The sequence below is a fragment of the Pseudomonas sp. GM55 genome (assembly GCF_000282395.1).
Classification (GTDB): domain Bacteria; phylum Pseudomonadota; class Gammaproteobacteria; order Pseudomonadales; family Pseudomonadaceae; genus Aquipseudomonas; species Aquipseudomonas fluorescens_CC.
In genome coordinates this window covers 109,092-128,491 of sequence record NZ_AKJJ01000032.1, presented here as the reverse complement: position 1 = coordinate 128,491, position 19,400 = coordinate 109,092, and the positions used below count along the sequence as shown (strand labels likewise).

General features: G+C 61.2%; 15 protein-coding genes. 6 read left to right on the top strand and 9 right to left on the bottom strand.

The features are described 5' to 3' along the window. Positions 1-271 precede the first annotated feature (271 nt). From PMI31_RS05400 to PMI31_RS05375, 6 genes are all read left to right on the top strand, one after another. Positions 272-1,432, top strand: coding sequence for an efflux RND transporter periplasmic adaptor subunit (locus PMI31_RS05400; protein ID WP_008016714.1), 1,161 nt, complete (start codon positions 272-274; stop codon positions 1,430-1,432). Continuing rightward, positions 1,429-4,530, top strand: a complete 3,102-nt coding sequence (locus PMI31_RS05395; protein WP_008016713.1) for a multidrug efflux RND transporter permease subunit — start codon at positions 1,429-1,431, stop codon at positions 4,528-4,530. The genes PMI31_RS05400 and PMI31_RS05395 overlap by 4 nt, the downstream gene beginning before the upstream one ends. A gap of 9 nt (positions 4,531-4,539) precedes the next feature. Then, the gene (locus PMI31_RS05390) at positions 4,540-5,217 is read left to right on the top strand and encodes a heavy metal response regulator transcription factor (RefSeq protein ID WP_007989910.1); all 678 of its coding nucleotides are present in this window, start codon (positions 4,540-4,542) and stop codon (positions 5,215-5,217) included. Next, positions 5,207-6,571 carry a heavy metal sensor histidine kinase gene (locus tag PMI31_RS05385; protein WP_008016712.1) on the top strand — a complete coding sequence of 455 codons (1,365 nt, stop codon included), beginning with the start codon at positions 5,207-5,209 and terminating at the stop codon, positions 6,569-6,571. Before PMI31_RS05390 ends, PMI31_RS05385 begins: the two co-directional genes overlap by 11 nt. Before the next feature lie 248 nt (positions 6,572-6,819). Next, positions 6,820-7,044, top strand: coding sequence for a hypothetical protein (locus PMI31_RS05380; protein WP_043302219.1), 225 nt, complete (start codon positions 6,820-6,822; stop codon positions 7,042-7,044). Between the two features lie 247 nt (positions 7,045-7,291). Further along, positions 7,292-8,794 carry a sensor domain-containing diguanylate cyclase gene (locus PMI31_RS05375; protein ID WP_008016710.1) on the top strand — a complete coding sequence of 501 codons (1,503 nt, stop codon included), beginning with the start codon at positions 7,292-7,294 and terminating at the stop codon, positions 8,792-8,794. A 141-nt stretch (positions 8,795-8,935) separates the two neighbouring features. Here the strand turns inward: PMI31_RS05375 and lpxC are convergent, their stop codons facing one another. From lpxC to murD, 9 genes are all read right to left on the bottom strand, one after another. Continuing rightward, entirely contained in the window at positions 8,936-9,847 is a 912-nt protein-coding gene (gene lpxC / locus PMI31_RS05370) for a UDP-3-O-acyl-N-acetylglucosamine deacetylase (RefSeq protein WP_008016709.1), read from the bottom strand. A 112-nt stretch (positions 9,848-9,959) separates the two neighbouring features. After that, positions 9,960-11,153: a cell division protein FtsZ gene (ftsZ, locus tag PMI31_RS05365; protein WP_008016708.1), complete on the bottom strand. Its 1,194-nt coding sequence runs from the start codon at positions 11,151-11,153 to the stop codon at positions 9,960-9,962. A 73-nt stretch (positions 11,154-11,226) separates the two neighbouring features. Then, positions 11,227-12,486: a cell division protein FtsA gene (gene ftsA / locus PMI31_RS05360; protein ID WP_007989901.1), complete on the bottom strand. Its 1,260-nt coding sequence runs from the start codon at positions 12,484-12,486 to the stop codon at positions 11,227-11,229. Between the two features lie 15 nt (positions 12,487-12,501). After that, positions 12,502-13,368: a cell division protein FtsQ/DivIB gene (locus PMI31_RS05355; RefSeq protein WP_008016707.1), complete on the bottom strand. Its 867-nt coding sequence runs from the start codon at positions 13,366-13,368 to the stop codon at positions 12,502-12,504. 4 nt (positions 13,369-13,372) lie between these two features. Further along, on the bottom strand, positions 13,373-14,329 hold the full coding sequence (locus tag PMI31_RS05350) for a D-alanine--D-alanine ligase (protein WP_008016706.1): 957 nt from the start codon (positions 14,327-14,329) through the stop codon (positions 13,373-13,375). Continuing rightward, positions 14,326-15,786 (bottom strand): UDP-N-acetylmuramate--L-alanine ligase, encoded by a 1,461-nt coding sequence (gene murC, locus PMI31_RS05345; RefSeq protein ID WP_008016705.1) that lies wholly within the window; start codon positions 15,784-15,786, stop codon positions 14,326-14,328. The genes PMI31_RS05350 and murC overlap by 4 nt, the downstream gene beginning before the upstream one ends. Next, positions 15,779-16,849: an undecaprenyldiphospho-muramoylpentapeptide beta-N-acetylglucosaminyltransferase gene (gene murG / locus PMI31_RS05340; RefSeq protein WP_008016703.1), complete on the bottom strand. Its 1,071-nt coding sequence runs from the start codon at positions 16,847-16,849 to the stop codon at positions 15,779-15,781. The genes murC and murG overlap by 8 nt, the downstream gene beginning before the upstream one ends. Then, positions 16,839-18,056 (bottom strand): putative lipid II flippase FtsW, encoded by a 1,218-nt coding sequence (gene ftsW, locus PMI31_RS05335; RefSeq protein WP_008016702.1) that lies wholly within the window; start codon positions 18,054-18,056, stop codon positions 16,839-16,841. Before ftsW ends, murG begins: the two co-directional genes overlap by 11 nt. Then, positions 18,053-19,399 (bottom strand): UDP-N-acetylmuramoyl-L-alanine--D-glutamate ligase, encoded by a 1,347-nt coding sequence (gene murD, locus PMI31_RS05330; RefSeq protein ID WP_008016700.1) that lies wholly within the window; start codon positions 19,397-19,399, stop codon positions 18,053-18,055. The genes ftsW and murD overlap by 4 nt, the downstream gene beginning before the upstream one ends. Position 19,400: the final 1 nt, after the last annotated feature.

The following is a 19,400-nucleotide window of genomic DNA, read 5'->3' as shown; positions in this document are numbered from 1 at the left end:
GGGGCCGGACGTTCGGGGCGAGCGTTTTTTTGCTTACTTTTTTTAGGCGCTTGTAAAAAAAGTGAGTCGCCGTAAGGGCGAAACCCTAAGTCGCCGTTACCAAAGAAACGGATATGTACACAGTCAACCAAGAACATGGCCGGCCCAGAGGCCGCCAAGGCGCAAACTGACAGCGCCGTCAGTTAGCCGTCACCCTCCTGACCGGCAAACAGGTTTATAAAGGAAAATACCCACCGACCTACCGACCACCCAGCCCCGGCGCCCCACTCGCATGCGAATCCAGAAAAAACCCGCCCTGCTCGTCGCCCTTCTGATCGTCCTGGCAGCGCTGGGCCTGTGGTATGCCGCCAAACCGGCCAAAGCCAAGCTCGCCGCCCCCAGCGCCATCCCCGTGCGAGTGGTCGCCGTGGCAGAAAAAGACGTGCCGCGCTACGTCAGCGGCATCGGTTCGGTGCTGTCCCTGCACAGCGTCGTGGTCCGCCCACAAATCGACGGCATACTCACCAAAATCATGGTCAAGGAAGGCCAACTGGTGAAAAAAGGCGACCTGCTGGCCACCATCGACGACCGGTCGATCCGCGCCAGTCTCGACCAGGCCCGGGCACAACTGGGCGAAAACCAGGCGCAACTGCAAGTGGCGCTGGTCAACCTCAAGCGCTACAAACTGCTCAGCGTCGACGACGGGGTATCCAAGCAGACCTACGATCAGCAACAGGCTCTGGTCAACCAACTCAAGGCCACCGCCCAAGGCAACCAGGCCTCGATTGATTCCGCCGAAGTACAGCTTTCCTACACGCAAATACACTCCCCGGTCAGCGGCCGTGTCGGTATTCGCACCGTCGACGAAGGCAACTTCCTGCGCATGAGCGACGTCCAGGGCCTGTTCACCGTGACCCAGATCGACCCCATCTCCGTGGAATTTTCCCTGCCGCAGCAAATGCTGCCGACCTTGCAGGGCCTGATCAACGACCCACAGCACGCCCAGGTCAAGGCCTACATCGGCGCCGACACCGACGGCGAAACCGGCAACCTGCTCGGCGAAGGTCACCTGACCCTGATCGACAACCAGATCAACGCCAACACCGGCACCATCCGCGCCAAGGCCGAATTCGACAATCCTGGGCAGAAGCTTTGGCCGGGGCTGCTGGTGACGGTAAAGATTCAGACAGCCCTGGACAAAGATGCGCTGGTGGTGCCGCCGACCGTCGTACAACGCGGCCTGGACCAGCACTTCGTGTACCGGGTCAATGGCGACAAAGTTGAAGCCGTGCAGGTGCAGATGGTCTATCAAGGCAGCGGCCAGGACATCATCAAAGGCGTGAAGCCCGGTGATGTGCTGGTCAGCGATGGTCAGTCGCGGCTCAAGCCCGGCGCCACCGTGCAAGTACTGACCGAGCCGTCGCAAGTGGTGCAATCGGAGGCGGCGCAATGAAGGGCCACGGTTCGGTATCCGCCTGGTGCATCGACCATCCGGTGGCCACGGTATTGCTGACGTTCGCCCTGGTACTGCTGGGCGTCATTGCGTTTCCGCGCCTGCCGGTAGCGCCGTTGCCGGAAGCAGAGTTCCCGACCATCCAGGTGGCCGCGCAACTGCCCGGCGCCAGCCCGGAAACCATGGCTTCCTCGGTGGCCACGCCCCTTGAAGTGCAATTCAGCGCCATTCCCGGCGTGACCCAGATGACCTCGAGCAGTGCACTGGGCTCGACCAACCTGACCCTGCAATTCACCCTCGACAAGAGCATCGACACCGCCGCCCAGGAAGTGCAGGCGGCGATCAACACTGCCGCGGGCAAGCTGCCCAAGGACATGCCGAACCTGCCGACCTGGCGCAAGGTCAACCCGGCCGACAGCCCGGTGCTGATCCTCAGCGTCAATTCCTCGCTGATGCCCGGCCCGGAGCTCAGCGACCTGACGGAAACCCTGTTGGCCCGTCAGCTCAGTCAGGTCGACGGTGTAGGCCAGGTCGCCATCACCGGTCAGCAGCGTCCGGCGATTCGCGTCCAGGTTTCGGCGGACAAACTCGCGGCCATCGGCCTGACCCTTGCCGACATCCGCCTGGCGATCCAGCAGACCAGCCTCAACCTGGCCAAGGGTGCGCTGTACGGGGAGTCGAGCATCTCGACCCTGTCCACCAACGACCAGTTGTTCCACCCGGAGGACTACAGCCAGCTGATTGTTTCCTACAAGGGTGGTGCACCGGTTCATCTGCGCGATGTCGCCAAGGTCGTCAACGGTTCGGAAGATGCCTACGTCCAGGCTTGGGCGGGCACGCAACCGGGGGTCAACCTGGTGATCTTCCGCCAGCCGGGGGCCAACATCGTCGAAACCGTGGACCGCATTCAGGCCGCCTTGCCGGCGCTGGAAGCAATGCTCCCCGCCTCGGTGCAGGTCAAGACGCTGATCGACCGCACCCAGACCATCCGTGCCTCGCTGCATGAAGTGGAAATCACCCTGCTGATTGCAATCATGCTGGTGGTGGCGGTGATGGCGTTGTTCCTGCGCCAGTTGTCGGCAACCTTGATCGTCTCGGCGGTGCTGGGGGTTTCGCTGACCGCCAGCTTTGCGCTGATGTACGTCATGGGATTCAGCCTGAACAACCTGACGCTGGTGGCGATCGTGGTGGCCGTGGGCTTTGTGGTCGACGATGCGATCGTGGTGGTGGAAAACATTCACCGGCACCTGGAGGCCGGCGACGGCATGCGCGAAGCGGCGATCAAGGGCGCGGGCGAGATCGGCTTCACCGTTGTCTCGATCAGCTTTTCGCTGGTGGCGGCGTTCATCCCGCTGCTGTTCATGGGTGGCGTGGTCGGGCGGTTGTTCAAGGAATTCGCCCTGACCGCCACCTCGACCATCCTGATTTCCGTGGTGGTATCACTGACCCTGGCGCCGACGATGGCCGCGCTGTTCATGCGCGCGCCGGTGCACCATGCCCACGACAAACCGGGCTTTGGCGAGCGTCTGCTGGCAGGGTACGAAAAAGGCCTGCGCCGCGCCCTCGCCCATCAGCGCTTGATGATCGGCGTGTTCTGCCTGTCACTCGGCCTGGCCGTTGCCGGGTACATTCTGATCCCGAAAGGTTTCTTCCCGATCCAGGACACCGGTTTCGTCCTCGGCACCACCGAAGCCGCTGCCGATATTTCCTACGGCGACATGGTGAAAAAACACCTGGCAATGGCGGAAATCGTCGCCGCCGACCCTGCGGTGGAAACGTTCTCGCACTCGGTCGGGGTTTCCGGCAGCAACCAGACCATCGCCAACGGCCGCTTCTGGATCACCCTGAAAAAACGCAGCGACCGCGATGTCTCGGCCAGTCAGTTCATCGACCGGATTCGTCCGCAACTGATGAAAGTGCCGGGCATCGTCCTGTACCTGCGCGCCGGCCAGGACATCAACCTCAGCTCCGGCCCGAGCCGTGCCCAGTACCAATACGTACTCAAGAGCAACGACGGCGGCACACTGAGCACCTGGACCCAGCGCCTGACGGAAAAACTGCGCGCCAACCCGGCGTTCCGCGACATTTCCAACGATTTGCAACTGGGCGGCAGCATTACCCACATCAGCATCGACCGCAGCGCGGCGGCGCGTTTCGGCCTGACCGCCAGCGATGTCGACGAAGCCCTGTACGATGCATTCGGCCAGCGCCAGATCAACGAATTCCAGACCCAGGTCAATCAGTACAACGTGATTCTGGAGCTGGACACCCAACAGCGCGGCAAGGCCGAAAGCCTCAACTATTTCTACCTGCGCTCGCCCCTGAGCGGGCAAATGGTGCCGTTGTCAGCCCTGGCCAAATTCGATGCGCCGACCGTCGGCCCGCTGTCCATCGCCCATGACGGCATGTTCCCGGCCGCCAACCTGTCGTTCAACCTGGCACCGGGTGTGGCGTTGGGCGATGCGGTGATCATGCTCAACCAGGCCAAGGCCGACATCGGCATGCCGAGCGCCATCAGCGGCAATTTCCAGGGCGCGGCCCAGGCGTTCCAGAGTTCGCTGGCCAGCCAGCCGTGGCTGATTCTGGCGGCGCTGGTGGCGGTGTACATCATTCTCGGCGTGCTCTACGAGAGCTTCGTCCATCCGCTGACGATCATTTCCACTTTGCCCTCGGCGGGCCTCGGCGCGGTGATCATGCTGTGGATTTGCGGCCAGGACTTTTCAATCATGGCCTTGATCGGCCTGGTGCTGTTGATCGGTATCGTCAAGAAAAACGGCATCCTGATGATCGACTTCGCCCTCGAAGCGCAGCGCAATGCTGGACTGTCGCCTGAAGAAGCGATCTTCAAGGCCTGTCTCACGCGGTTCCGGCCGATCATCATGACCACCCTCGCCGCCCTGCTCGGCGCCCTGCCGCTGATGCTCGGCTACGGCACCGGCGCCGAGTTGCGCCAACCCCTGGGGATCGCGGTAGTCGGCGGCTTGCTGGTGAGCCAGGCCCTGACGCTGTTCACTACGCCGGTCATATACTTGTGGCTGGAGCGGTTGTTTCACAGGCCCAAACCTTCGCCAGTGCCCGCGCTGGCGAGCACAGACTGAGGCAGGGTCATGCGCGTTCTGATTATCGAAGACGAGGAAAAAACCGCGGATTATCTGCACCGCGGTCTGACGGAACAGGGTTACACCGTGGATCTGGCGCGGGACGGGGTCGAAGGCCTGCACCTGGCGCTGGAGAGCGACTACGCGGTGATCGTCCTCGACGTGATGTTGCCGGGCCTCGATGGCTTCGGTGTGTTGCGCGCCCTGCGTGCGCGCAAGCAAACCCCGGTGATCATGCTCACCGCCCGCGAACGAGTGGAAGATCGCATCAAGGGCCTGCGTGACGGCGCCGATGACTATCTGGGCAAACCGTTTTCCTTCCTTGAGCTGGTGGCACGCCTGCAAGCGCTGACCCGGCGCAGCGGCGGCCATGAACCGGTGCAAGTGAGCATCGCCGACCTGTGGATAGATTTGATCAGCCGCAAGGCGACCCGAGGCGGCGCACGACTGGACCTGACCGCCAAGGAGTTCTCGCTGCTCAGTGTGCTGGCTCGGCGCCAGGGTGAAATCCTCTCGAAAACCGCCATCGCCGAAATGGTCTGGGACATCAATTTCGACAGCGACGCCAACGTCGTCGAAGTCGCGATCAAACGTCTGCGGGCCAAGCTCGACGGACCGTTCGAAGAGAAACTGCTGCACACCATTCGCGGCATGGGTTATGTGCTGGAGAGCCGTGGTGTCCAGTAATTCCATTGCCCTGCGTCTGAGCGGGATGTTCACGCTGGTGGCGTTATTGGTGTTTCTGTTGATCGGTTGGGCACTTTATCAACAGGTGGATAAAGGCTTGGGCCTGCTGCCAGAAGCTGAACTCGATGCGCGCTACAGCGTGCTCGAGTCCACGGTCGGCCGATACGGTACGTCCGAGCATTGGGTGAAGATCAACAACAAGCTCAATCTGCTGAGCGAAGAAGACAAGCGCATCAGTTTCTGGATCATCAGCGGTGATCCGCACTACGAGTACGGCAACCTGACCCCGCAGGTGCGCGCCTTTGCCCAAGGGCCGCTGGGCACGCGCGACATGCAGCTGCCGGATCACCCCTATCCACTGAAAGTGCTGGTCAGCGAGTTCCCGGCCAAGGACCAGCGCCCACCGCTGCGCTTCATGATCGCCATCGACACCGAAACGTTTTTCCATACCCAGCATCAACTGCTGATCGCGCTGATCAGCCTGGCGATCGTCGGCGTGCTGTTGGCCTCGGCACTGGGTTACTGGGTGGCGCGGATCGGTCTCAAGCCACTGATCAAACTGTCCCAGGAAGCTCAGCGCCTGGCCCCGCCGTTGCGCTCGGGGCGCTTGCGATTGTCACCGTTGCCGCCGGAACTCGATCAATTCGTCAGCTCGTTCAACTCAACCCTGGAACGGGTCGAGCAAGCCTATTCGCGCCTTGAATCGTTCAATGCCGACGTCGCCCACGAATTGCGCTCGCCACTGACCAACCTGATCGGCCAGACCCAGGTCGCATTGACCCGCGGACGTTCCGCCGAGCATTACTTCGAAGTGCTGCAATCGAACCTCGAAGAGCTTGAGCGGCTGCGTTCGATCATCAACGACATGCTGTTCCTGGCCAGCGCCGACCAGGGCAGCAAGGCGACCAAACTCACCTCAACCTCACTGGCCGAAGAGGTGGCCACGACGCTGGAATATCTGGATTTCATTCTCGAGGACGCTCAGGTCCAGGTTGAGGTCAGTGGTGACGCACAAGTGCGCATCGAGATCGCCCATCTGCGCCGGGCATTGATCAACCTGCTCAACAACGCGGTGCAGCACACCGCGCCCGGGCAGGTCATTCAGGTGCGTATTGAAGCCGCAGAACATCAGGTCAGCATCGGCGTCGCCAACCCCGGTTCACCGATTGCCCGTGAACACCTGCCACGGCTGTTCGAGCGCTTCTATCGGGTCGATGCTTCGCGCAGCAACAGCGGCAACAATCACGGCCTGGGGCTGGCCATCGTCAAGGCGATTGCATTGATGCATGGCGGCGATGTGTTCGTGCGCAGCGAACATGGGATGAATACGTTCGGGATTCATCTGCCTGTCTGATCCCTTTTCCTTTGTAGGAGCGAGCTTGCTCGCGATGCAGGCGACTCGGTGCAACTTCTGAACCGAGGTGATGCTATCGCGAGCAAGCTCGCTCCCACATTGGTTACGGGTTGAACACAAGTGTGCGGTCAACCAACTATTGCTGTTGCCGCAACAGTCCTTTCATGAATCCGCTCTTTTTCCCTTCGCCTCATATCCTTATCTTTGCCCGCACCAAACAGCACTTGCCAAGCAAGAAGGTTTTAAAGATGTCCAACAGTATGGGTATTGCCAGCGCTTTCGTTTTGTCCTCTTTGTTCCTGTCGCCATTGGCGATGGCGGAAGAATCGCAGACTTTCGTCGCGCATAACGCTGCACGCTCTGCGGCATTCGAAGAGCATCAGATCGAGATGACAGCCAAGGCTGCGCAAGATGCCCAAGCCCCGCAAGCCTCCAGCACCCAGGCCCAGCCACGGGCCGAAAAAGACAGCTGATCCGTACCTGTCACGCCTGTTTCCCTCGACACTTCTCATTGGCTCTTCCCTTTGAAAAGTTGTCTTAAAGCCGCTGCTGTCAGCGGCTTTTTTTTATTGTGGCGACTCAACTTTCATTGCAATTTCTGCAACGAAAGACACTGACACCCACACCAATGATCAATCGTTCAAGCAACTAGAGCGATTCACTCGGCTGCTACGTTTATGCAACTACGCTTACTACGTCCATCCAGCAGACGTCAGCCCTATGACCGCAAGCCGCACCCCACATATTCAAGGCCCGCCCGGGCGTCCCGAGATCATGGTGATCCTCGGCAGCACCCTGACTGTCATCTCGATACTGTGCATCGTCACGTTCCTGCTGATCCGCGAACACGCCTACGCCCAGCAGACTGCCACACGCAGCGCGACCACCATCGCACAACTGATCGATGCCGATGTCCTGCGTACGGTCGAGCTCTATGATTTGACTTTGCAGGGCCTGATCGCCGCCGCCCAACGGGACGACCTGAAACAGGTATCGCCACAGATCCGTCATCTGGTGCTCTTCGACCGCTCCACCACCGCGCGCTACAAGGGCGACATCCTGCTGCTGGACAAGCACGGCGACGTGCTGGCCGACTCCTCATTGATCGAACCGAAACCGGGCAATTTCGCTGACCGCGACTATTTCCTGGCCCATGTTTCCAATCGCGACACCGGCATGTTCATCAGCCGGCCGTTCAAGCCTCGCTGCGACTGCGACGACAGCGACGAATGGCGCATCAGTTTCAGCCGGCGCATTTCCTCGCCCACGGGTGAGTTTCTGGGGGTCGCGGTGGCGTCGATGCGCATGAGCTACTTCGATCAGTTGTTCAACAGCCTCGACATCGGCACCGGCAGTACGCTGGCCATCATCAACGATGACGGGATTCTCCTGGCGCAGAAACCGTACCGGGAACAAAACCCCATCGGCAAAAGCTTCTCCAACCGCCCCAACGTCGCACGCATGCTGCAGGAGCGCAGTGGGACCTTCGAAAGCGTGTCGAGTATCGACCATCAACGGCGCCTGTACACCTTTTCCCGGGTCGGCAATCTGCCGCTGACCGTCATCGTGGCCCTTTCCATCGACGAAGTCTTCGCTACCTGGAACCGCACGGCCTATGTGATCAGCGGTGCTACCGGGGTTTTGTGCATCGGTTTGTTCTGGCTGACCTGGCTGCTCTGCCGCGAGCTGCGCCTGCGCCAATATGCCGAACAGGAACTGGCGCAACTGGCGGCCACCGATGCCTTGACCGGCGTGGCCAACCGTCGATCCCTTGATCAGACGCTGCGCCATGAATGGTTTCGGGCACAGCGCAGCGGCAAGCCGCTGTCATTGCTGATGATTGATGCCGATCACTTCAAGGCCTTCAATGACCGGCACGGGCATCAGGCCGGCGACGACGCCTTGCGGGCATTGGCCGAGGTCATCCGCGCCAATGTCCATCGCCCGGCAGACCTGGTGGCGCGCTATGGTGGCGAAGAGTTCTCGGTGATTCTGGCCGAAACCGGCAGTAAAGGTGCGCGGCAGATCGCCGAACATATCCGTGAGGCGGTGCAAAAGCTGCCGCTGGTGGATCCGGGTGAGCCGCCGATGAGCGTGAGTATCGGCATTGCCACCTGGACGGCGACCAGCGATATCAGCCTGGAGCAATTGCTGTTCAGTGCGGACAAGGCGTTGTATCAGGCCAAGGACGGGGGGCGTAATCGGGTGGTGTGTGCCAGCTGAACGCTATGCTGAATCGACTGGCCTCTTCGCCGGCAAGCCGGCTCCTACACCGCGAAGAGGCCGTCACTGCCACCATAGAAATCAGGGCATAAAAAAAGGCCACCCGAAGGTAGCCTTTAAAAAACTAGAGAGGTTTTTTGCTTACACGGCCGCAACAGGGCGCATGTAAGAGATCGGTGCAGTGCTGGCGTCTTCGAACGTCACGACTTCCCAGGCATCTGTCTGCTCAATCAACTTGCGCAGCAGCTGGTTGTTCAGTGCGTGGCCGGACTTGAAGCCCTTGAACTCACCAATCAGGCTATTGCCCAGCAGGTAGAGGTCACCAATTGCATCGAGAATCTTGTGCTTCACGAATTCGTCTTCATAGCGAAGGCCGTCTTCGTTCAGTACGCCATCGGCGTCGACCACAATTGCGTTTTCAACGCTGCCGCCGAGTGCGAGATTGTGCTTGCGCAGGTACTCGATGTCACTCATGAAACCAAAGGTACGGGCGCGGCTGACTTCTTTTACAAACGAAGTGCTGGAAAAATCCACGCTTGCACTTTGTGTGCGGTCACGGAAAACCGGGTGATCGAAATCGATCTCGAAGCTTACCTTGAATCCGTCGAAAGGGACGAAAGTAGCGCGCTTGTCGCCATCTTCCACTGTCACTTCACGCAGGATGCGGATGAACTTCTTGGCGGCGTCCTGTTCTTCCAGGCCAGCCGATTGAATCAGGAATACGAAAGGTCCTGCGCTACCATCCATGATCGGGACTTCGGACGCGGAGAGCTCGACGTAGGCGTTATCGATGCCCAGGCCTGCCATGGCCGAGAGCAGGTGCTCTACCGTGTCCACTTTGACGTCACCGTTAACCAGCGTGGTCGACATAGTGGTTTCACCGACGTTTTCCGCGCGGGCAGGAATCTGCACCACGGGATCGAGGTCGGCGCGACAAAACACAATGCCGGTGTCGACAGGCGCTGGCTTGAGGGTCAGGTAGACCTTCTCCCCGGAGTGCAGGCCAACACCTGTGGCACGGATAATATTCTTCAGGGTGCGTTGTTTAATCATGGCATGGGCCGCTTCAGCGCAAATTGCGAACTGGTATCAACAAAGGCTGGCGATGATAGCAGACCAGACCTTTGCTGAACACCAATCACCCTAATACCCCTGATACATTTCATCAATCGGCCTGTCGACGCAGGAAAGCCGGGATGTCCAGGTAGTCCAGGTCATCTTGCGGATTCATCTTCGCGGCAGTCGCAGCACCGGCCTGGGCCTGGTTGCGCATGACGGTCGGACGATCCAGGTCACGGTAGTTCACCGCTGGAGCTTCCTGACGAACAGGGGCCTGTTGTTGTGGCTGTGCAGCCATCGAGGTGTGGACGGTGTTGTCGATGACCTTCACAGGCTTCTCGATTTTAGCGCCAAGACCGGTGGCAACTACAGTGACGTGCAGCTCGTCGCGCATGTCCGGATCGATAACGGTACCGACCTTGACCATCGCGTGCTCGGAGGCGAATGCCTCGATGATGCTACCCACGTCGGAGTATTCACCCAGGGACAGATCCGGACCGGCGGTAATGTTCACCAGGATTCCGCGAGCGCCTTGCAGGTTCACGTCTTCCAGCAGCGGGTTGCGAATGGCCGCTTCGGTGGCTTCGCGTGCACGGTTCGGACCGCTGGCGCAGCCAGTGCCCATCATCGCCATGCCCATTTCGCTCATCACGGTACGCACGTCGGCGAAGTCGACGTTGATCATGCCCGGACGCTTGATGATGTCGGAGATACCGCGAACGGCACCGGCCAGTACATCGTCAGCCTTGGCGAAAGCCGACAGCAGGCTTGCGTCTTTACCGAGGATGGTCAGCAGCTTCTCGTTGGGAATGGTGATCAACGAATCGACGCTTTCGGAGAGCATGCGGATGCCTTCGTCGGCAATCTGCATACGCTTGCGGCCTTCGAACGGGAACGGACGGGTCACCACTGCAACAGTGAGGATGCCCATTTCCTTGGCCACTTCGGCGATGATCGGCGCAGCACCGGTACCGGTACCGCCACCCATGCCAGTGGTGATGAACACCATGTTGGTGCCGGCCAGCACTTCGGCAATGCGCTCACGGTCTTCCAGAGCGGCTTGACGGCCGACTTCAGGGTTGGCGCCAGCGCCCAGGCCCTTGGTCACGCCGGTGCCCAGTTGCAGGATGGTGCGCGCGCCAATGTTTTTCAGCGCTTGAGCATCGGTGTTGGCGCAGATGAACTCGACGCCTTCGATGTTGCTCTTGACCATGTGGTTGACAGCGTTGCCGCCGCCACCGCCGACACCGATAACTTTGATTACCGGGCTTGCGGGGATGTTGTCTACGAGTTCGAACATTTTCCCTCTCCTTTACATTCTCTAGTTTTTTCGCCTACTGCGTGCTTCGGTGTAACGGTGTAGCGGTAAATCTTCAGAAATTGCCCTGGACCCACTTCTTCAAGCGGTCCAGCAGCGGAGCCTGTGGCTCTTCGTTGCTGTAGCTGTCGCGGCTGCCGATGCCCGAGAACGAGATGCCGTCGGACTGCTTCTGCAGGCCGTACATCAACAGGCCGACGCCGGTGGAATAGATCGGGTTGCGCACTACGTCATCCAGACCTTTCACGCCGTGAGGCACGCCCAGGCGGACCGGCATGTGGAAGATTTCCTCGGCCAGTTCGGTAGCGCCTTCCATCTTCGACGTACCGCCGGTCAGCACGATGCCGGCCGGGATCAGGTCTTCGTAGCCGCTGCGGCGCAGTTCGGCCTGGATCAGCGTGAACAGTTCGTCGTAGCGCGGCTCGACCACTTCGGCCAGGGCCTGGCGGGACAGCTCGCGCGGCGGACGGTCGCCAACGCTTGGCACCTTGATGGTTTCACCGGCACCGGCCAGCTTGGCCAGGGCGCAGGCGTAGCGAATCTTGATTTCTTCGGCGTACTGGGTCGGAGTGCGCAACGCCATGGCGATGTCGTTGGTCACCTGATCACCGGCAATCGGGATCACCGCGGTGTGACGGATCGCGCCTTCGGTGAAGATCGCGATGTCGGTGGTGCCACCGCCGATGTCCACCAGGCACACGCCCAGCTCTTTCTCGTCATCGGTCAGCACCGAATACGCGGAGGCAAGTTGTTCGAGAATGATGTCGTCGATTTCCAGACCGCAGCGACGCACGCATTTTTCAATGTTCTGTGCGGCGTTGACGGCGCAGGTGACCACGTGGACCTTGGCCTCCAGACGCACGCCGGACATGCCCAGCGGCTCGCGGACGCCTTCCTGGTTATCGATCACATAATCCTGCGGCAGGGTGTGCAGCACGCGCTGGTCAGCCGGAATCGCCACGGCCTGGGCCGCGTCGAGCACACGCTCAAGGTCCGCCGAGCTGACTTCGCGATCGCGAATCGCCACGATGCCGTGGGAGTTCAGGCTGCGGATGTGATTGCCGGCCACACCGACGAACGCCGAGTGAATGCGGCAACCAGCCATCAGCTGCGCTTCTTCGATGGCGCGCTGGATCGATTGCACGGTGGACTCGATGTTCACCACCACGCCTTTTTTCAGGCCTCGGGACGGATGGGTGCCGATCCCGACGATTTCCAGCGTGCCGTCGTCCGCGACCTCGCCCACCAGCGCCACCACCTTGGAGGTGCCGATATCGAGACCGACGATCATTTTGCCGCTTTGCACGTTTGCCATGGGGTCCTGCCTCTCTTAATTCTTCGCGACAGCGGGTTGGGCTGTCGTAGGCGCTACAGGTTCCCGCCAGCCAACAGCGAGGCCGTTGGCGTAGCGCAGATCGATGCGCGCAATGTTCGTAATCTGTTCTTTGAGCGTCTTGTCATAGATGGCGATGAAGCGGCGCATCTTTTCCACCTGGTTGCCGCGTCCCAGCAGCAGTTCGATACCCGGGCCTGCACTGCCAGGGCCGGTGGTCAGGAACCAGCTGCCGCGATCACGCAGTTCCAGGCGTGCAATCGAGAAGCCCAGCGGCCTGAGCATCTGGCTCAATACCTGGTATTGCTGCATCACTTGCTGCTGGGCCCGCTGTGGGCCGAACAGCTGCGGCAGATGTTCGTAATTCGCCAGCTCACGCGGCGTAAAGGCCTGCCCCTGGTTGTTCAACAGCGACTCGTCACCCCAACGGGCCACCGGCAGCTGTTCTTCCAGGCGGATCACCACTTGATCCGGCCACACCCTGCGCACTTCGGCGTGGGCAATCCATGGCATCGTTTCCAGCTCCGTGCGCATGCTCGCCAGGTCGATGGTGAAGAAGCTCGACGCCACGTACGGGGCGATCCGCTGCTGCACCGCTTGCTGGCTGATGTAACTCAAGTCGCCCTGCACGTTGATCCTGGTGATCGGCCGGTCGGCATACGGCAACAGCCGTGTCGCGCCTTCGTAAGTACCGAACCCCAAAGCCACCAGCACTACCGGCCAGAACAGGCTTTTCAGAAAGCCGAAGTTGGCTTTCGGCAGGCGCGCGGACATCGGCTCTTTGGCCACCATTCGGCTGGCACCCCGTGGCACCGGCTTGCGGCCGGGTGCGGGAGGCTGATGTCTGAGCTGAGCGCCTTGCATGGTCTTAACCTCGTGGCTCGATGCTTGCGGCTAAAATCGCCAGAACCAGTTGCTGGAAATCCAGACCGGCGGCACGGGCCGCCATCGGCACCAGGCTGTGATCGGTCATACCCGGTGCGGTGTTGACTTCCAGGAACCAGAACTGCCCGTCGGCGTCCTGCATCACGTCTGCCCTGCCCCAACCGGCGATACCCAGCGCTTCACAGGCTTTCGCCGTGAGGTCCATGAGTTCCTGTTCCTTGGCGCTGTCCAGTCCGCACGGAATGCGGTACTGGGTATCGTTGGCGATGTACTTGGCGTCGTAGTCGTAGAAGCTGTGCGTCGTGCCCAGGGCAATCGGTGGCAACACCTGGTCACGCAGGGTGGCGATGGTGAACTCCGGACCGTGAATCCATTGCTCGACCAACACTTGCGAATCGTAGGTACTGGCCGCTTTCCATGCGTCGATCAATTCAGACGCGGAACTCACTTTGGCCATCCCGATACTTGAACCTTCATGGGCCGGTTTGACGATCAAAGGGAAGCCCAGTTCCGTCGCCGCCGAAATACAATCGGCCTCGCTGCTCAGTACCGCGTGACGTGGCGTCGGAATGCCCAGGCTGTGCCAGACCTGCTTGGTGCGCAGTTTGTCCATGGCCAGGGCCGAGGCCAGGATGCCGCTGCCGGTGTACGGAATGCCCAGGCATTCGAGCAGGCCCTGCATGCTGCCGTCTTCACCGCCACGACCGTGGAGGATGATGAAGGCGCGGTCGATCTTTTCGCTCTGCAGACGCTGCAGCAGGTCATCGCCCACGTCGAGGCCGAACGCGTCCACACCGGCGCTTTGCAGCGCGTCGAGTACAGCGTTGCCCGACTTCAGGGAGACTTCGCGCTCGGCACTCTTGCCGCCGAACAGCACGGCGACGCGGCCGAAATCTTTCGGCGCGATCGTGGAGACCAGGTTGGCGTAGGCAGCAGTCATTTCAACGTCCCCTTCTCCGGCGCGGCTACGGCCCCGGCGAACAACTCGCTTTTCAACAGTTTTGGTGCGAGACCGCCGATATCACCGGCACCCTGGCACAGCAGGATGTCGCCGGCGCGCAGCAGCGGCTTGACCACTGGCGCGAGGTCGACACCACGCTCGATGTAGATCGGGTCGAGCTGGCCACGCTGACGGATGCTATTGCACAGCTTGCGGCTGTCAGCGCCCGGAATCGGCTCTTCGCCGGCCGGATAGACTTCCATCAGCAGCAGTACGTTGGCGTCGGCCAGCACATTGACGAAATCGTCGTACAGGTCACGGGTGCGGCTGTAGCGGTGCGGCTGGTAGACCATCACCAGGCGGCGCTCCGGCCAGCCACCGCGTACGGCCTTGATCACGGCCGCGACTTCCGTCGGGTGGTGACCGTAGTCATCGACCAGCATCACATTACCGCCGTCCACCGGCAGTTCGCCGTAGACCTGGAAGCGTCGGCCGACACCCTGGAACCCGGACAGGCCCTGGACGATGGCTTCATCGCTGACGCCTTCGTCGGTGGCAATGCAGATGGTTGCCAGAGCGTTCAGTACGTTGTGGTTGCCCGGCATGTTCACCGACACATCCAGCGGTTCGCGGTCAGGGCGCAGCACAGTGAAGAAGGTCTGCATGCCTTGCTGGCGCACGTTGATTGCACGCACATCGCAGTCTTCGCCGAAGCCATAGGTGACTGTCGGGCGTTTGACCAATGGCAGGATTTCACGCACCACCGGATCGTCCAGGCACACCACCGCCAGACCGTAGAACGGCAGGTTGTGCAGGAATTCGACGAAGGTTTTCTTCAGTTTGTTGAAGTCACCGTCGTAGGTCGCCATGTGATCGGCGTCGATGTTGGTGACCACGGCCACCAGCGGCTGCAAGTGCAGGAAGCTGGCATCGCTTTCGTCGGCTTCGGCAATCAGGTAGCGGCTGGTGCCAAGCTGGGCATTGGTGCCCGCGGCATTCAGGCGGCCACCGATCACGAACGTCGGGTCCAGGCCACCGGCCGCGAACACCGAAGCGATCAGGCTGGTGGTGGTGGTTTTGCCGTGGGTACCGGCAACGGCAATACCGTGGCGATAACGCATCAGCTCAGCCAGCATCTCGGCACGTGGCACCACCGGAATACGACGCTCCAGCGCGGTAGCGACTTCCGGGTTGGACGTGTTCACGGCACTCGACACCACCAGCACGTCGGCGGCAGCGGCGTTCTCGGCACGGTGGCCGATGAAGATCTGCGCCCCGAAGGACTCCAGACGTTCAGTCACCGGCGAGGCCTTCAGGTCGGAACCGGACACGGCATAACCCAGGTTCAGCAACACTTCGGCAATCCCGCACATGCCCACACCGCCGATGCCGACGAAGTGGATGCGACGGATACGGCGCATTTCCGGTTGTGGCATGGCTTTCTGACTCTCAACCATGGGCCACCTCCAGGCAGCTATCGACCACGTTACGGGTGGCATCGGGTTTGGCGAGGCGGCGTGCCGCGGTAGCCATTTCGTTGAGTCGTTGTGGTTGCATCAGGACCTCTGTCAGGCGAGCGGCAAGATCCGCTGCGCCAGTCGTTCTCTGTGGCATCAGGAAGGCTGCGCCTTCACGGGCCAAATATTCGGCGTTGCGGGTCTGGTGATCGTCGATGGCGTGAGGCAAAGGCACCAGCATCGAGGGCAGACCGGCGGCGGCCAGTTCACTGATGGTCAGCGCGCCTGCGCGACATACCACCAGGTCGGCCCAGCCGTAGGCTTGGGCCATGTCTTTGATGAAAGGCTGCACCTGCGCCTCGACGCCAGCCGCGCGATAGCGCTCTGCAGTCACTTCATCGTGTTTTTTGCCGGCCTGATGGAACACTTCCGGACGCAAATCGGCAGCAACTTGCGACAGGGCTTCAGGCAGCAACTTGTTCAACGGTTCTGCGCCCAGGCTTCCGCCCAGGATCAGCAAACGCGCTTTGCGACCGGCCAGGGCAGGTCGCGATATCTCGAGGAACAGCTCGGTGCGCACCGGATTACCGGTGGTCCGGCGGCTGTCCGACAGGGTAAAGGTGTCGGGGAACGCTTCACAGACTCGGGCGGCCAACGGCACCAGCAACCGATTGGCGGTACCGGCCACGGCGTTCTGCTCGTGAACGATCACCGGCACACCGGCCAGTTTGGCCGCGACACCACCAGGGCCGGTCACAAAACCACCAAAGCCCACGACGCAGACCGGTTGCAGACGGCGAATGATCGCCCGCGCCTGCCAGACCGACTTGAACAACATGAACGGTGCCTTGAGCAGCGACAGCTTGCCCTTGCCGCGCAGACCGCTGGCATTGATCCGGTGCAACTCGATACCGGCGGCAGGCACCAGATCGTTCTCGATGCCACGCGGCGTGCCGAGCCAGTGCACGGTATAGCCGCGCGCCTGGAATTCGCGGGCACAGGCCAGCGCCGGGAACACGTGGCCACCGGTGCCGCCGGCCATGATCATCACGTTAGCGCCCATGGTGCGGCTCCTCGGCGAAGTCACTCTCATGGAACTCCATCTCCTCACTGCCCAGGTGGGTTCGACTTTCCCACTCGATGCGCAGCAACAAGCCGAGACAGGCACAGCAAATAACCAACGAACTGCCGCCATAGCTTAGGAACGGCAGGGTCAGCCCCTTGGTCGGCAGCAAGCCCACGTTCACGCCGATGTTGATCAGGAATTGACCTATCCACAGGAAGGACAAACCGTAAGCGACATAAGCAGCAAAGAACTGCTTGGCCTTCTCGGCCCACAAACCGATGTACATGCCACGGATACACACGAAGACGAACAGTGCCACGGTGCACAACGAACCCACCGCGCCCAGTTCTTCGGCCAGGACCGAGAACACGAAGTCGGTGTGGGCTTCCGGCAGGTAGAACTGTTTCTGTACGCTGTTGCCCAGGCCTACACCCAGCCATTCGCCACGACCGAATGCGATCAATGCCTGGGACAATTGATAGCCGGCACCAAACTGGTCCGCCCACGGATCGGCAAAGTTGGTCAGACGCGCCATTCGATACGGCTGCATTTGAATCAATAGCACCACCGCTCCGACAGCCAGGACCACCATCAGGGAAAAACGGAACAGCCCGACGCCGCCAAGGAACAGCATCGCCGCCGCAGCGCCCATCATCACGACGGTGGCACCGAAGTCCGGCTCCATCAGCAGCAGGCCCGCCATCGGCAACAGCACGATGAACGGCTTGAAAAAGCCCATCCAGCTTTCCCGCACTTCTTTCTGGCGACGCACCAGATACCCGGCGAGGTAGATCACCACGAACACCTTGGCGATCTCGGAAGGCTGGACGTTGAAGAAACTGAAGCCGATCCAGCGCATCGAGCCGTTAACCTCACGGCCGATCCCCGGAATGATCACCATCACCAGCAAACCGAACGCCCCCAGCAGCATCAGCCAGCCCAGGCGTTGCCAGGTGGCAATCGGGATCATCATGGTGACGATGCAGGCACCCAGGCCCAGCACCACGTAAATAAGGTGGCGAATCATGTAGTACAGGGCGCTGCCCGACTGCACGGCCGCCACTTCGGTCGATGCAGAGGCAATCATGATCAGCCCCAGGCCGAGCAATGTCAGGCAACCGGCGAGCATCGGGAAATCGAGGTCGATACCGCGCCCGGTGATGATCGGCGACGGGTACGGCTTGATGATGCCTCTCAGGCTCATGCCAGATCCTCCACGGCTTGGACGAACTGGTGACCACGGTCTTCGTAGTTCTTGAACATGTCGAAACTGGCGCAGGCTGGCGACAGCAGCACCACGTCGCCCGGCTGTGCGGCGGCGCGGCATTGCTCGACCGCTTCGATCAGCGAGCCGGCGCGGATCAGCGGCACGGCGTCGCCGATGGCCTCGCCGATCTTGTCGGAGTCGCGGCCCATCAGCACCACGGCGCGGCAGTTGGCCGCCACCGGATCGCGCAGGTCCTTGAATTCCGCACCCTTGCCGTCGCCACCGGCGATCAGCACAACCTTGCCCACGATGTCCGCGCCCAGACCTTCGATGGCGGCCAGCGCGGCACCGACGTTGGTGGCCTTGGAATCGTTGTAGTAACCCACGCCGTCGAGGTCACGGACCCATTGGCAGCGATGCTCCAGGCCGGCGAAGGTGCGCAGGCTCGACAGCATGGCATCGAACGGCAGACCGACGGCATGACCCAGTGCCAGGGCCGCGAGGGCGTTGGACTGGTTGTGGGCGCCGCGAATCTTCAACTCGCGCACCGGCATCAGGTTCTGGAATTCGAAGGCCAGGTATTTCTCGCCATCTTCTTCACGGATGCCGAACGCCTTGAAATCCGGCTTGGTCAGGCCGAAGGTCCAGCACGGCTGGCCCTCGCCGATCAGCGGACGGGTCAGCGCATCCTGACGATTGACCACGAACTGTTTCGCGCCACGGAAGATCCGGTGCTTGGCCAGGTGATAGGCCGGCAGACCGCTGTAGCGATCCATGTGGTCTTCGCTGATATTGAGCACGGTCGCCACTTCAGCGTTGAGCTGGTCGGTGGTTTCCAGCTGGAAACTCGACAGTTCCATCACGTACAGCTCGACGTCGTCACTGAGCAGATCCAGCGCCGGGGTGCCGAGGTTACCGCCCACCGCGACGCGCTTGCCGGCGGCAGCCGCCATCTCGCCGACCAGGGTGGTGACGGTGCTTTTCGCGTTGGAGCCGCTGATGGCCACGATCGGCGCCTTCGCGTTACGCGCGAACAGCTCGATGTCACCGGACAGTTTCACGCCACGGGCGGCTGCGGCCTGCAGGGCCGGGGTCGCCAAGGCCAGGCCGGGGCTCACGTAGAGCTCGTCGGCACGGCACAGGAACTCGACGTCCAACTCGCCACAACGCACTTCCACATGCGGATAGTCACGCTTGAGCGTGGCCAGTTCCGGTGGGTTTTCCCGCGTATCGGCCACTGCAAACGCCACGCCCCGGTTCGCCAGGAAGCGAACCAGGGACATGCCGCTCTTGCCGAGGCCGACAACGATGCGGAAGTGGTCAGAAGCGATCAGAGACACG